The 12,562-nt window shown below is 41.1% G+C and carries 13 protein-coding genes and 1 riboswitch; of the genes, 10 read left to right on the top strand and 3 right to left on the bottom strand.

Features of this window, described 5'->3' with window-relative positions; genetic code table 11:
* The first annotated feature begins 11 nt into the window (after positions 1-11).
* Genes VZF35_RS04360 through VZF35_RS04345 form a run of 4 tightly spaced genes read left to right on the top strand, consistent with a single transcriptional unit; the run spans position 12 to position 6,773 of the window.
* Complete coding sequence (locus VZF35_RS04360) at positions 12-1,967, top strand: glycosyltransferase (protein ID WP_407311334.1); 1,956 nt, start codon at positions 12-14, stop codon at positions 1,965-1,967.
* A complete protein-coding gene (locus tag VZF35_RS04355; protein ID WP_407311332.1) occupies positions 1,961-3,727 on the top strand; it encodes a glycosyltransferase in 1,767 nt (588 codons plus the stop codon). The genes VZF35_RS04360 and VZF35_RS04355 overlap by 7 nt, the downstream gene beginning before the upstream one ends.
* Positions 3,728-3,750: 23 nt before the next feature.
* Positions 3,751-5,241, top strand: a complete 1,491-nt coding sequence (locus VZF35_RS04350) for a glycosyltransferase (RefSeq protein WP_407311330.1) — start codon at positions 3,751-3,753, stop codon at positions 5,239-5,241.
* 14 nt (positions 5,242-5,255) lie between these two features.
* Positions 5,256-6,773, top strand: a complete 1,518-nt coding sequence (locus tag VZF35_RS04345; RefSeq protein ID WP_407311328.1) for a glycosyltransferase — start codon at positions 5,256-5,258, stop codon at positions 6,771-6,773.
* Here VZF35_RS04345 and VZF35_RS04340 read toward each other — a convergent pair.
* From VZF35_RS04340 to VZF35_RS04330, 3 genes are all read right to left on the bottom strand, one after another.
* Positions 6,770-7,786: a DUF6385 domain-containing protein gene (locus VZF35_RS04340; protein ID WP_407311326.1), complete on the bottom strand. Its 1,017-nt coding sequence runs from the start codon at positions 7,784-7,786 to the stop codon at positions 6,770-6,772. The two genes, VZF35_RS04345 and VZF35_RS04340, sit on opposite strands and share 4 nt — an antisense overlap.
* A gap of 220 nt (positions 7,787-8,006) precedes the next feature.
* The gene (locus tag VZF35_RS04335) at positions 8,007-8,303 is read right to left on the bottom strand and encodes a hypothetical protein (protein ID WP_407311324.1); all 297 of its coding nucleotides are present in this window, start codon (positions 8,301-8,303) and stop codon (positions 8,007-8,009) included.
* Positions 8,304-8,422: 119 nt separating this feature from the next.
* Positions 8,423-8,581: a hypothetical protein gene (locus VZF35_RS04330; protein WP_407311322.1), complete on the bottom strand. Its 159-nt coding sequence runs from the start codon at positions 8,579-8,581 to the stop codon at positions 8,423-8,425.
* 320 nt (positions 8,582-8,901) lie between these two features.
* Here VZF35_RS04330 and rd point away from each other — a divergent pair, with 320 nt between their 5' ends.
* From rd to cbiQ, 6 genes are all read left to right on the top strand, one after another.
* Complete coding sequence (gene rd / locus VZF35_RS04325) at positions 8,902-9,066, top strand: rubredoxin (protein ID WP_407311320.1); 165 nt, start codon at positions 8,902-8,904, stop codon at positions 9,064-9,066.
* A gap of 69 nt (positions 9,067-9,135) precedes the next feature.
* Positions 9,136-9,519 (top strand): desulfoferrodoxin, encoded by a 384-nt coding sequence (locus VZF35_RS04320; RefSeq protein WP_407311318.1) that lies wholly within the window; start codon positions 9,136-9,138, stop codon positions 9,517-9,519.
* Between the two features lie 16 nt (positions 9,520-9,535).
* Entirely contained in the window at positions 9,536-10,072 is a 537-nt protein-coding gene (gene rbr, locus VZF35_RS04315) for a rubrerythrin (RefSeq protein ID WP_407311316.1), read from the top strand.
* Between the two features lie 327 nt (positions 10,073-10,399).
* Positions 10,400-10,589, top strand: a riboswitch (cobalamin riboswitch).
* Positions 10,590-10,750: 161 nt separating this feature from the next.
* Positions 10,751-11,449, top strand: a complete 699-nt coding sequence (locus VZF35_RS04310; RefSeq protein ID WP_407311314.1) for an energy-coupling factor ABC transporter permease — start codon at positions 10,751-10,753, stop codon at positions 11,447-11,449.
* Complete coding sequence (locus VZF35_RS04305) at positions 11,433-11,762, top strand: hypothetical protein (RefSeq protein ID WP_407311312.1); 330 nt, start codon at positions 11,433-11,435, stop codon at positions 11,760-11,762. The genes VZF35_RS04310 and VZF35_RS04305 overlap by 17 nt, the downstream gene beginning before the upstream one ends.
* A 20-nt stretch (positions 11,763-11,782) precedes the next feature.
* Positions 11,783-12,562 carry a cobalt ECF transporter T component CbiQ gene (gene cbiQ / locus VZF35_RS04300; protein WP_407311310.1) on the top strand — a complete coding sequence of 260 codons (780 nt, stop codon included), beginning with the start codon at positions 11,783-11,785 and terminating at the stop codon, positions 12,560-12,562.

The raw sequence follows: 12,562 nt of genomic DNA, 5'->3' as shown, positions 1-12,562 counted from the left end.
GTGATTCATCTATGTCAGTGAAGATAAGTCTATGTATGATTGTAAAGAATGAACAAGAAAATATTCGAAGATGTTTGCAAAGTGCTGTCAACTATGTTGACGAGATTATTGTTGTCGATACCGGATCCACGGATAACACTTGTGAGATCGCCCAAACTTTCGGGGCAAAGATCTATTCCTTCCCTTGGGATAACAATTTCGGTGCTGCCAGAAATGCCTCTCTGGAACAGGCGAAGGGTGACTGGATCCTATTTTTAGATGCTGATGAAGAACTACAAATGGAACACCCGCATGTATTACGTGACCTTGCCTCCTCTAAACATGAGGGTTTTTTTATAAAAATTATAAATTATATTGGAAAGGAAAACTGGGTCGAAACAAGCCCAGACTTGGTGTTCCGCCTATTCCGCAACAAACCGGAGTATCGATTTGAAGGGGCGGTTCACGAGCAAATTGTTGATAAACTATTACTCAATAACCCCCAAGCCAGTTTTCAGATCGTCAGCGGTTTGTCCATCCTTCACTATGGATATTTAGAACAACAAATCAGAGATAAGGACAAAAAAAACAGAAACCTTAAACTCATTGAGGAAGAACTTAAGCAAAAACCTAATGATTCTTTGCTGCTCTATCATTATGGTGTGGAATTATTTCGTGCGGAAAAATTTTCAGATGCGGCTCTCGTTTTCATCAAAACGGCTAATGCTACAAAACCAGAAACTATTTACTTTCCTAAACTAATCCGTTACCTGGTTATGTCTCAGCAAAGTGCCAAGGAATATCTTCAGGCTCTTCATGCCCTTGATTTAGGTTTGCAGTTTTTTCCCGACTACGCTGACCTCTACTATTACAAAGGATTAATTCATCTCGAACGAAAGAACTTCGCACTGGCCCAAGAGGCTTTCCAAAAGGCGGTTTCAATGCCGGAACAGCCCCTTCAATATGCGTCGTTTGGCGGGGTTAGAGGATTCAGATCCTATTATCACTTGGGCAATATTTACGAACACTTTTTAGATGAAGAGGAAGCTTTAAACTATTATATCTTAAGCTTGCGGGACAATCCTGAATTCAAGCATTCTCTGGAGAGAATTATCAGCATTTTAAATCCGGCCAAATATCCTGAGGATACTAAAGAAAGTTTAGAGAAAGTTTTTACGTTTTGTTCACCTCAAGCCCAACTGATGTTGGCTGAAATTTATCTCAAACATGAGTCGTATAAACTTTGTCTGGAACAGTTAGAGAAGATTGAGGACCCAATACCGCAGAATAATCTCTGGAAGATCATCTGCCAGATCCAGGAAAAGAAGCACTTTTCGGCTTTGCGGGCCCTTGCCAACTATTCATCGGACAATCTTTCATATCCCTTAGCCAAATTAAATGAGCTCATTTCATACTGGGTTCAGAACAAAAAGCAAAAAAGCCTGGGACTAATCATGGAATTGAAAAACCTAAAACTTTCTGTGGAGACAGGTAATGTCATTGATTTGATTTACCTGAATATTACCAACATGAGTACCTTTGCTTATAAATTCACTGCCGAGGGTTGGTCATTGCTCCAAGATATTTTAAAACGCTTGATTTATCTCAAAGAAATCGAGAAAGTACAGGATTTGCTTAGTAAGATCGATCTTAAATCTGCCGATGAACAAATAATCTTTGAGTTGGCCAGATCCCTGCAAAATCAGGGTTATTCACGAATGGCTAAAGAATCTCTCAGTTCCTTAAGCGAAATAAAGGACCCGGAAACCTATTATCTTTTGGGGGAAGTCGGCTTGGAGCTGAAAAATTATCAAGAGGCAGAAAATTACTATTTACAAGCGATTCATCTCGCTGAAGATGAACCAAAGTACTATGTAAAGTTAGGAATCTTATATCAAATCTGGCATTCCGACTTGTTAAATGAGGCACTTGAACGTTACCCAGAGGAAGAGATGTTTCGTTCTTTAGCAGGGAGGTCGGAATGTTGATGAAGGATACGATTTCCCTGACCATGATCGTTAAGGATGAACAGGCCCATTTAGCCGCCTGCTTAGACAGAGTTCAGGATCAAGTAGACGAAATCATAATTGTCGATACAGGCTCTTCGGATGATACCTTGGAAATCGCCCAACGTTATACTCCCCATGTTTTTTCCTATCAATGGAACGGCGATTTCAGTGCAGCTCGCAATTATGCGATCTCTAAAGCGAGCTGTGCCTGGATCTTTTACTTGGATGCTGATGAGATTCTCCTCAGCGAGACGGGAAATTTAAAAGAGATCATTCAGCAGCATGAGGGAAGTGAAGCTTTCCTGCTTCCCTTGGAAAATCCTACTGTAGATGCTTCCAGCTACGTTAATCGTTTTTTTGTCCTCCGTTTGTTTAAGAACAAGGAGTCCTATCGCTTTTTCGGAATCATTCATGAACAGGTAAGCGTACAAGATGCCGGTTCAGCCCAAATTGTCCAAGGCCCTATACTACGGCATCGTATTCCTCCAATTTCTCTACGCAATAAAAAGCGCGCCCGCAATCTTAATCTTTTGAAGAGGGCCTTGATTCAGGATCCCCAAAATCCCTTTCTTCATTATTATCTAGGACTTGAATGGCTCATGCTGAGTAAACCTGAAAAGTCGTTACCCTATTTAAGAACGGCCTATGAAATGTTAACGGATGAGAACCTTTTGATAAAAGCGCCTGCTTTACGCTCTTTGGTCATCTGCTTAAAAAATCTGGGTAAACTTGAGGAAGCGCTGATTCTTTGTTTAGATGCTGATTTAAAATACCCGGAATTTACGGATATTTATTTTTTGGGTGGTACGCTTTTGGCGGAGAAAGGTGAATTTACTTTAGCCATAAAATGGCTGAAGCAAGCCATAGAGTGTGGAGAGCCGCCAGCCATATATAGTCATATGTTGGGTACGGAAAGCTTCCTCAGTCATTATTATTTAGGCTACTGTTGTGACATGCTGGGAGATGTGGAAACCGCTCGCAGACACTATGAAACGGCTATCGAATTAAATGCAGACTATACGTTTCCCCTCGCCAACTTATTCTTGAATTTACGGTTAAGCAAAGGGTTTCTGTCAGCATATAACTACTTCTGCGACAAGGGCTATTTCCACAATCTGAAGTTTTCTCTGATTCTGGCAGAGGAGTTCTTCTATGCGGGCTACCCGAATTTGGCAAAGGAAATCCTGCAAAGGCATGTTTTCGAACTGGAATCCAAAGCGAAATCGTCACTAAATCAGGCGTTTTACAGTCTTGGCTGGTATTCCTTATGTGCTGGTGAGCCTAAAAAAGCCCGAGACCTCTTAGGTAAAATTCCTCCTGAGAGCGAATTCTATAGCAAAGGGCAAGTTAAAATCGTTTTTTGCTTGCTCCTGAGCGGTTATTATAAAGAAGCTAAGGATCAGATCTTGAATCTCTGGAAGCAGGAGGAACTGCGGGCAGAAGTTTATTTAATGCTAAGACTAATAAAACTATTGCAGAATGGAGACATGAATTTTCTGCCCCAAACGATACGTGATAGAGAATTAAAGACCATAGGCCTTGCTTGGTTCAAGGAGATGTTATCGTTTCAGTCTCAAGTTACCTGGCAGCCTCAGTTTTCTCATTTCATGCGTTCTCTTCAGACCTTACTTTTAAACCTTTCCTCTCAATCCACCCTGGAATTGATTAACCTGATCGGTCAAAAACGAAAAGAGGCCGAGGCGTCTTTCAATTATAAATTTGGTGAGAAGATGATATGAACAATTCAAGGGTAAGTTTATGTATGATTACTAAAAATGAGGAAGATTCTATTTCAGCGTGTTTAGAAAGTGTCAAAAATTTAGTACAAGAAATTATTGTCGTTGACACAGGGTCAACGGACCAAACCCCTGAACTGGTATTGGCTGAAGGTGGCAAACTTCTGAAGTTCGCCTGGGAAGACGATTTTGCCCGGGCCCGCAATTTTTCCTTGCTCCAGGCTTCATGTCCATGGATCCTGGTTCTGGATGCCGATGAGGTCTTGGAGCCTGTAAGTCAGCAATATTTTAGTGATCTGCTTAATGACGAAGCAGCAGAGGGTTATTTTCTGAACATTATCAATATAAGAGAAGATGGGGCTGAATTAAGCAGGGATCAGGTCGTTCGTTTGTTTCGCAACAAGCCTGAATATATCTTTGAGGGCGCTATCCATGAGCAAATTGTTCCAAGTATTCTGCGATATCGTGGAAGAGAGTGCCTGCTGTCATCCGAGCTTACTCTGAAGCATCGTGGCTATTCCGAGAGCATTGTCTCGCGGAAAGAAAAAATCCCCCGTAATATGCGAATCCTTCGGAAGCATCTCGACAATAATCAGAAGGATAATTTTTTGTGGTATTGTTTAGGCCTTGAATATTATCAAGAAGGCAATATTGAAGAAGGCTTGAATTGTTTGCGGACCGCTCTTAGCTTAATGTTGGGTTGGGAGGGCTATTTTAACGATACCCTCTTAGCGATCGGCTCTGGATACCTAAAACTGGCAGAGTGGGAGAAGCTGCGTGATTTTGTGGATCAATCCATGGGCATGATGCCCTTTAACCCGGATCTTCTAATATTAAGTGGTTTGGCGAATTTTGGGTTAAATAACTACGAACAGGCCTCGAAAGATTTGCTGTCCGGACTTGAGACCGGTGAAGTTAATATCATTCCTACCTCGAGATTGTACGCTTTACTCGGTGATCTCGCCAACCTTCGGGATGATTTCGCATATGATAAAAATCTAACCGCTTTAGATTTCTATCTGTGTGGTCTTAAATTAGCTCCTGATGATTTGTATCCTTTGTGTCAAATTATCGGCTTATGGCAAAAATCCTCTGGAATTTTTAAACTTCCAGAGGTGAGCCAGTTTATATCTTGGGAAAGGATGCTCAGTCTATACGGACAGGTAAAAGACAAGGAAGGCGAATACCGTGCTTTAGCCCCAATCCTCTTGCTGTTCTGCGCTTATCAAAAAATAGTCGATCCGATGAGCGATGAGAGCCTGAAGGAATTGGCTTTTTTATTTACGGAGCTGCAGGAAAACCTGGAGAGCCTGGTTTCTTTGAAGGGTATGGATGAAATGCTGAAGAGTCTATTAATTCTTACGGTCAAGGAATTAAACGTTACGGGAGTATTGTTCAGAAGAACCTTTCGTTTAAACTTAACCTCTTCTCTAGAAAAGTCTAGGATTCTAATTAGAAAACTTCTGTTCCTTTATATTAAGGTAGTCTTGAATTCTTATACCCCTTCTGAGCACTAAAGGAGGCGGAATTTTTGAAACGAGTGTTATTAGCGAGCCCTGTCAAACAAAAGAAGGAAATTCTCCAGGAATTCTTAGATTCCCTAGATCAACTAATGCTCAAGGGAATTTCTTTAGACATGCTCTTCATTGATGACGATAATGATCATAACCTTCTTCGGGAGTACCAAGAGGGGAAAGAGAATGTTTCAATCTTAACTGAAACTTGGAAGGACACTTATATTTGTGATGAAACCACCCATCGTTGGAAGGAAAACCTCATCTGGAAGGTAGCCGAATTTAAGAATCGCTTCATCGCTTTAGCACTTGAGGGAGGTTATGATTATCTCTTCCTTGTAGATTCAGATCTTTATCTTCAGCCACAAACGTTGACCCATCTGGTCAGCTTAGGTAGGGATATTGTCTCAGAAGTCTTCTGGACTCGCTGGGAGCCCGCATTACCCCCGCTTCCTCAAGTCTGGGTGGGAGATCAGTATCGTCTCTTTGCTACAGAACGCGAAGAAGAGCTCAATGATCAAGAAAAAACTAAAAGAACTCGTGAATTTCTTGAAATGCTAAAAGTACCTGGGACTTATAAGGTAGGAGGACTTGGTGCTTGTACGCTCCTTAGCTATAAAGCTTTACAAGCAGGTGTATCTTTTAAAGAAATCTATAATATGGGGTTTATTGGAGAGGATCGGCATTTTTGTATTCGAGCTGTTGCTTTAGGTTTTGAGCTCTATGCTGATACTCATTTTCCTCCCTTTCATATTTACCGTGAATCGGAATTACAAAATCTAATTGCCTTTAAGTCCAAACTTCATGATCGGCCGACGGTCTATATAAAGAGTACAAGTCATTTGTTAACACTGGCAATGCTTGTCCGCAATGAAGCAGGGCGTTATCTTGAACAGGTTTTAACTCAGGCTAAACAATTTGCTGACTATGTCATTATCTTGGATGATGCCAGCGAGGATAATACCGTAGAACTCTGTGAAAAAATTCTTGCCGAAACTCCCCATCGCATCATATCCCAGACAGTAACAGGATTTAGTAATGAAGTAACTTTGAGAAAAAAACTTTGGCAGCAGGCCATTTCCTCCGAATGTGAGTGGATTCTAATTTTAGATGCTGATGAGATTTTCGAACCAAAGGCTGTTAGTGGACTTCCTCAACTTTTGGAAAATGCCCGGGGAATCGATGTTTTCTCCTTCCGCCTTTATGATATGTGGAGCACTAACTATTATCGTGAAGATCAGTATTGGCAAGCTCATAAAATTTACCGACCATTGATCGTCAGAAAGATGCCTGATTTTAGAGAGAAGTGGCAAGAAACTCCTCAGCATTGCGGACGTTTCCCTTTAAATATTGCAGATTTCAACGGTGCAATCAGCGAGTTGAGAGTCAAACACTTAGGCTGGCAAAAAGCAGAAGATCGACTAAAAAAATATTATCGTTACAAAGAACTTGACCCACAGGCTTTGTATGGAATAAAAGAACAATATGAATCAATCCTCGCTCCAAAACCCCGTTTAATTCGCTGGGAAGACTAGCTCTGCCCTTGAAACCAAATCGTTAAAGGAGTCGGTGTGCTGGCTTGATATACCAAACGGTTAAAGCGCAAGAACTTATTCGGTGTCAGAACCAATAACTCTCTGGGGGCAACAGTTTGTGCTTGCGTATCTACGGACCAGACTGTTCCTTCAGGGCTTACCTCAAGATTCATTTGAACTGTATCGGACCCCATATTCAAAACCGCAAAAGAATAAACACTATAATTAGAAACATCCCTGGCTAGACTAGGCTGCGGAGTGAAAGACGCCCTTACATTTTCCACATAATCTGTAAAGTTTCTCCCAGCAATTCGGACGAGCATTGAACCATCTGGGGAGGATAAAATAGAGTTACCTGAACTGCTATAGACTCTTACTCCATCTGTAGCTGGGGTCAAATCCCTAATATCATTGGTTACCTCAGCGTGAACATCTACGTTTACCGGCGGAACAGGGCCCATAATTTTTACAGGTACAATACCTTGAATCTGACCGACTGATTCTACATGTCGAACATATACTTGTCCTTTATCATCAAGTCTTAAAACTCGCAAAGGATAAAGACGGTATGCACTGATATCATGGATTATAAGACTGCCCTGACCAAAGATACCTACCTCAATCCGAAGAGCTGTCGTCCCCGGTGGGGTTGCAAATACTTTATTAAAGGTCTTAGGTTCAGAATCAGGAGTAAAAGAAAAAACGAGTTGTTGAACAGCTCCAAGATAAATTTTAGCATAGGCAGGTATACCGGTTGGCTCGGTATTAAGTATTATTTGGAGTTCCCAACGTTGGTTTTCTCCTGCTTGTACCGGTACATTGACCGTCTGAATAATTCCCGCCCTTGGACCACCTGGATGCGCAATTTCTATGGCTCGGTTTTCCCCTTCTTCTCCTAACCATTTCCAACTCGTCGCAAGATCTCCGCCGTATTTATCCCACCCGTCAGGGAAATTTCCCCTCTCATCAGGATATTTAAAGGGACTATTATAAACTTGGTTAATTAGATCCACTCTATCACCAGCCCTTATATAGTTATGCAGGCCTAAGTTTTCTATTGCATACTATATTCAAGGTGGTTCATGACTGTTAAATACATTTTATAGTTTATGCTTAACTCTAAATAGAGAAAAAGCGACGTTGCTCTACGTCGCTTATCAACAATACCAATGAAGTTAATAAATTGCTGCTAATACTCAGAGGTAAGCTATGAGTAAGCTGGAACTAGAATGTTCAATCCATTACGTAATATTGACGTTCTTCAAGGCTGGGCTGAGGAATAACGTGTAGAGTATTGTTTCTCAATTGATGTTGAATAGTGGCTTCGTCCTGATAATTTTTATCAGCCTGTTTATTACTTGGAAAAAGACTATCATCACCTAATTTTGAAACCAGAGTCGCTGTAACTGCGCCAAAGATTAAATGATCCCCAAAACTCAAAAGAGCAGTCAGCGGTTTCTTGCTTTTTCGCATATGTGTTTGAGTACTTAAACTATAAAATCCGAGCCATGTAAATGCTGTGATACCCATACCTTTTAAGATCGCGTAGTCACGACCAGTCTTCTAGAGTAAATATGTAGTACTGACCCCAACGACAGAGGCTAATAAACTATTGGCAATTTTTCCGACGTTCTTTCCGGATGGTTTATTTATGTCCCTTTTTTTACAAAAGGGATTGCTGCCATTTCTTTGTATCTTGAATCCGTTAATCCGAATTTAAACTCAACTTTATTTAGAAGCCTTCCGGGGAGAGCACCCAACATGCCTGCCGCAAAACCAAGCAGAATACTATCGCTTATTTTACGCATCCAACCATCCTCCTTTATAAACCTAAAGATCATTAGGGGTTATGTTCAGTGATTAAAGATTCTTTAATAGAGAGTTCATAAATTCATAGCTTATAGTTTCTTTATAATCTAACCATCTTGGAAAGGTATATGTCTTGAAATTAATACCAAGAAAACCAAGAAGATATTGGATAAACCAAGCTGTCCCTTTTATTGGTCGCAAAATGTCGAATATTCTCGGAAATTTCTACTTGATTTATAATTAAAATAATTATAAAATATGACCAAGCTAAAAACTTATTCAGATCCAAAGGATAGCCTATAAATTAGGAGGAACGAAAATGAAGAAATATCAATGTTCGGTATGTGGATACGTTTACGATCCAACCCTTGGCGATCCGGATTCTGGGATTGCCCCAGGAACTCCATTTGAAGATATCCCAGAAGATTGGGTTTGCCCTACATGCGGTGTTGCTAAAGATCAATTTGAACCCCTTGAAAACTAGGAACAATCAGATTTAAAATTCCAGGATGATTAGTAAGAAGTCTTAATAATGTTTATGGAGGGATTAGAAATGACGAAACTTCGAGAGTTATTTAAATGCAGTGTCTGCGGCAATGTGATCGAGGTTGTTCATCAAGGGGCTTCGGCCTTAGTTTGCTGCAATCAGCCGATGGAAAAGCTTGAAGCTAAAGGGGAAGATACAGGTAAAGAAAAACATGTGCCTGTCATGGAAACTTCGGGTGACGGAATTTTGGTTAAAGTAGGCAGCGTTGAACATCCGATGGAAGAGAAACATTCAATACGATTTATTGAAGTCTTGACCAAAGATCAAGTAGTTCGAGCGGAGCTAGTACCTGGACAAAAGCCTGCTGCAGAGTTTTCAGTCAAGGCGGAGGAAGTTTTAGAAGTTAGAGAGTACTGTAACTTACATGGGCTGTGGAAAATTATCAAGTAACTATGGAGGACTGACAATGAAAGATTTAAAAGGAACTAAGACGGAAAAGAATTTAATGGATGCTTTCGCGGGAGAATCTCAAGCCCGCAACAAATATACCTATTTTTCCTCAGTTGCTAAAAAAGAAGGGTATGAGCAAATTGCGGCTCTTTTCCTAGAAACTGCAGAAAATGAGAAAGAACACGCTAAGATTTGGTTTAAAAAACTCAGCGGAATTTCCAATACCATGGACAATTTGAAAGCAGCCGCAGCAGGAGAATATAGCGAATGGACTGATATGTATCCGAAAATGGCCGCCGATGCCAGAGAAGAAGGATTTGAAGATATCGCCCTATTATTTGAAGGGGTGGCCAGAATAGAGAAAGAACATGAGGAACGTTATAAACGGCTCTTAGAGAATCTGGAACAAGGTAAAGTGTTTAAAAAGGATGGCAAGTTCTATTGGAAATGCAGGAACTGCGGTCATATTCATGAAGGAACTGAGGCACCTGAAGTATGCCCGGTTTGCGCTCATCCTAAAGCTTATTTTGAAGTGCTTGAAAGAAATTACTAATATGAAGGACTTTATGCTGCTAAAATAGCATTACGAAGTATGAAAATGAGCGATTTCAGAGGAGTCTGGATAAAGTCATAACGGTAGAACTTTTGTAAAGGGGTATTGCAAACTACTAGTAAATAGAGAGTAGTTTGGCGATACTCCCTTTATGTTCTCAGAGTATGAAAAACTAGCATAAGTATGGGTTTGTTTTAATAGATATCCTAATTAAGAATCATGTAGAAACTGCTTCCGCTGACTATTATAAAATTCGAAGAATTATAGTTATGGCAATTTTTCAAATTGTTCTGGACAGATTAGATTGTTTATGTTAGCATGAGTGTAAGTTAATAATCGCGAATAAGTGATTCTTTTCTGAGGAATAGAATTGAAAAGGGAAGTCAGTTAAAGCTGACGCGGTGCCCGCCACTGTAATAGGGAGTTAACTTACATAGTGTCACTGGATAATAACCGGGAAGACGTAAGTTAATGATGATCTTGAGCCAGGAGACCTGCTTGTTCCGGAGTCAAACTACCTACGGGATGTTAGGGAGGTGTTTTACTGTGTTCGTGGTAAATTTACCGGAAACTGGTTGAACTTCTAACCCTTCTGTTGGTGAAGGGTTTTTTTATGTTTAATTTGGACGGAAGAGTTCTTTTTTAGTAAATCAACGACATTTTTTGGAGGTTCTTGCTATGCATATTGAAGATGGGATTCTATCGCCTTTAGCATGGAGTTCATGGTATGCCGCGACTACTTTATTTGTAGTTCCTGGCATACGAGAAATTAAGAAGAAAGTCCAGGAAAATTTATCTTACAAACCATTCTTAGCTATGACTGGTGTAGGAGTATTTATTATCTCGTGCATGCATCTGCCTGTGCCAGTCACGGGTTCCTGTTCCCACCCTTGTGGGACACCGTTGGCTGCGATTATCGTTGGGCCTTTAGCTACCGCTGTGATTTCGGCAATTGTACTCTTTTTTCAGGCTATTTTTTTGGGGCATGGCGGCATTACCACAATTGGAGCCAACACCTTTTCCATGGGGATTTGTGGAGGCATTTCCGGGTGGTTAAGCTGGAAATTCTTACGCCGCCTGAAATGCCCTCTCTGGCTTGCGGCTGGAGTGGCCGGCTTTGTAGGAGACATTATTACATATTTGGTCAGCGCTTTTGAACTTGCCCTCAGTCTGCACGGCAATGTTCCATTGGTAAAGCAATGGATGATCTTTTTTATGGGATATGGTCCAACTCAGCTGCCTTTAGCCATTGCTGAAGCTGTCTTTACCGCAGCAGTTCTTCAAGTTATGGTTAATCGCCGGCCTGACTTGCTGCCAGGGATTAAGTTTCGCCAAAAATCAGACCGGGAGGTGAAACCTAATGTCATTGGCAACTAAAAAACAGACATCTAACCAGCAAATTAAATGGTTTGACACTTTTACTAAGGTTATGCTCTCAATAATGTTTGTGATGTTGCTTTTCATTTTTGGTGCCGGTAAGTATATGGCAAGTCATCAGATGGAGGCCGGTGGAACAGACGATTTAGTAAACACTCTAGCCACGGACGTAACCAAAGGACAACATCATCCTTTCGCAGAATTACCGGGTGATGCTCAAGTGGGAGCCTTTTCTGTTGCCAACTTTTTTGCTGGTTTAATCGTCGGTCACCATTGGGAAAAACTTTTCGGTACCCCTAAAAAAGAAGAATAATCCCTAGAGGTGGAATGATCATGGAATTGGCTGTTTTAGATAAAATTGCCGCCGCTGATAGCCCGCTGCATCGTTGGGATGGCCGGGTTAAAACCGTATTATTTTTAAGTGCCATCATTGTCTCAACTCTTCTCACTCATTGGTATCTGGTCGCCGGCCTTTGGCTGGCCGCCCTAGCTTCTTTTCATGCTCTTCAGCAGCCATGGCGGCACTTGGTCATCCGCCTTTCTATCCCCTTTGGGATAGCATGGTTAGTGTTTCTCAGTCTAATCTTCACTAATGGCAGTCATGCATTATTCGTTATTTCTTTCGAATCATTTAGGCTCACCGGCTATCAAGAAGGCTTAGAGTTAGGTTTTCTTATATTACTCCGCATTATGGCGGCAGTGACTTTGGGCAGTGTTCTCTCGTTTAGTACACCCATGATCGAAATTCTGGAAACCTTACGCCTATGTAAAGTTCCTGGTCTAATGGTTGATCTTGCCGCCATGATGTATCGCTATGTTTTCATTTTAACAGAAACAAGCCACAACATGAGGCGGGCACAATTGAGCCGGATGGGTGGCAATAGTTCATGGCTGCGACAAGCGCGAGACATTGGTAAAGTGGCAGGCTATGTTTTAACGAATTCATTAGATCGCAGTATCAGGATTTATAAAGCAATGCTTTCTAGAGGATACAACGAAGATAGTACTGGCGCTGATTTTTTCACAGTACCGATTTCCACAATAGATTGGCAGATCGGTTTGGTTGGTGCTAGCTTTCTGGCAGTCTTTGTGGTTCTGAACGTAATAATTTAG

This window comes from Desulfosporosinus paludis, assembly GCF_045689965.1.
Lineage (GTDB): Bacteria > Bacillota > Desulfitobacteriia > Desulfitobacteriales > Desulfitobacteriaceae > Desulfosporosinus > Desulfosporosinus paludis.
This window is presented reverse-complemented; position numbering and strand designations above follow the sequence as displayed.

What these genes read in the sequence shown, in the direction of transcription:
- VZF35_RS04310 (WP_407311314.1), top strand. Translation starts at nt 10,751, where the DNA reads ATGCATATTGAAGATGGGATTCTATCGCCTTTAGCATGGAGTTCATGG.
- VZF35_RS04320 (WP_407311318.1), top strand. Translation starts at nt 9,136, where the DNA reads ATGACGAAACTTCGAGAGTTATTTAAATGCAGTGTCTGCGGCAATGTG.
- VZF35_RS04330 (WP_407311322.1), bottom strand. Translation starts at nt 8,581, where the DNA reads ATGCGTAAAATAAGCGATAGTATTCTGCTTGGTTTTGCGGCAGGCATG.
- VZF35_RS04355 (WP_407311332.1), top strand. Translation starts at nt 1,961, where the DNA reads ATGTTGATGAAGGATACGATTTCCCTGACCATGATCGTTAAGGATGAA.
- rd (WP_407311320.1), top strand. Translation starts at nt 8,902, where the DNA reads ATGAAGAAATATCAATGTTCGGTATGTGGATACGTTTACGATCCAACC.
- VZF35_RS04360 (WP_407311334.1), top strand. Translation starts at nt 12, where the DNA reads ATGTCAGTGAAGATAAGTCTATGTATGATTGTAAAGAATGAACAAGAA.
- VZF35_RS04335 (WP_407311324.1), bottom strand. Translation starts at nt 8,303, where the DNA reads ATGGGTATCACAGCATTTACATGGCTCGGATTTTATAGTTTAAGTACT.
- rbr (WP_407311316.1), top strand. Translation starts at nt 9,536, where the DNA reads ATGAAAGATTTAAAAGGAACTAAGACGGAAAAGAATTTAATGGATGCT.
- VZF35_RS04350 (WP_407311330.1), top strand. Translation starts at nt 3,751, where the DNA reads ATGATTACTAAAAATGAGGAAGATTCTATTTCAGCGTGTTTAGAAAGT.
- cbiQ (WP_407311310.1), top strand. Translation starts at nt 11,783, where the DNA reads ATGGAATTGGCTGTTTTAGATAAAATTGCCGCCGCTGATAGCCCGCTG.
- VZF35_RS04305 (WP_407311312.1), top strand. Translation starts at nt 11,433, where the DNA reads ATGTCATTGGCAACTAAAAAACAGACATCTAACCAGCAAATTAAATGG.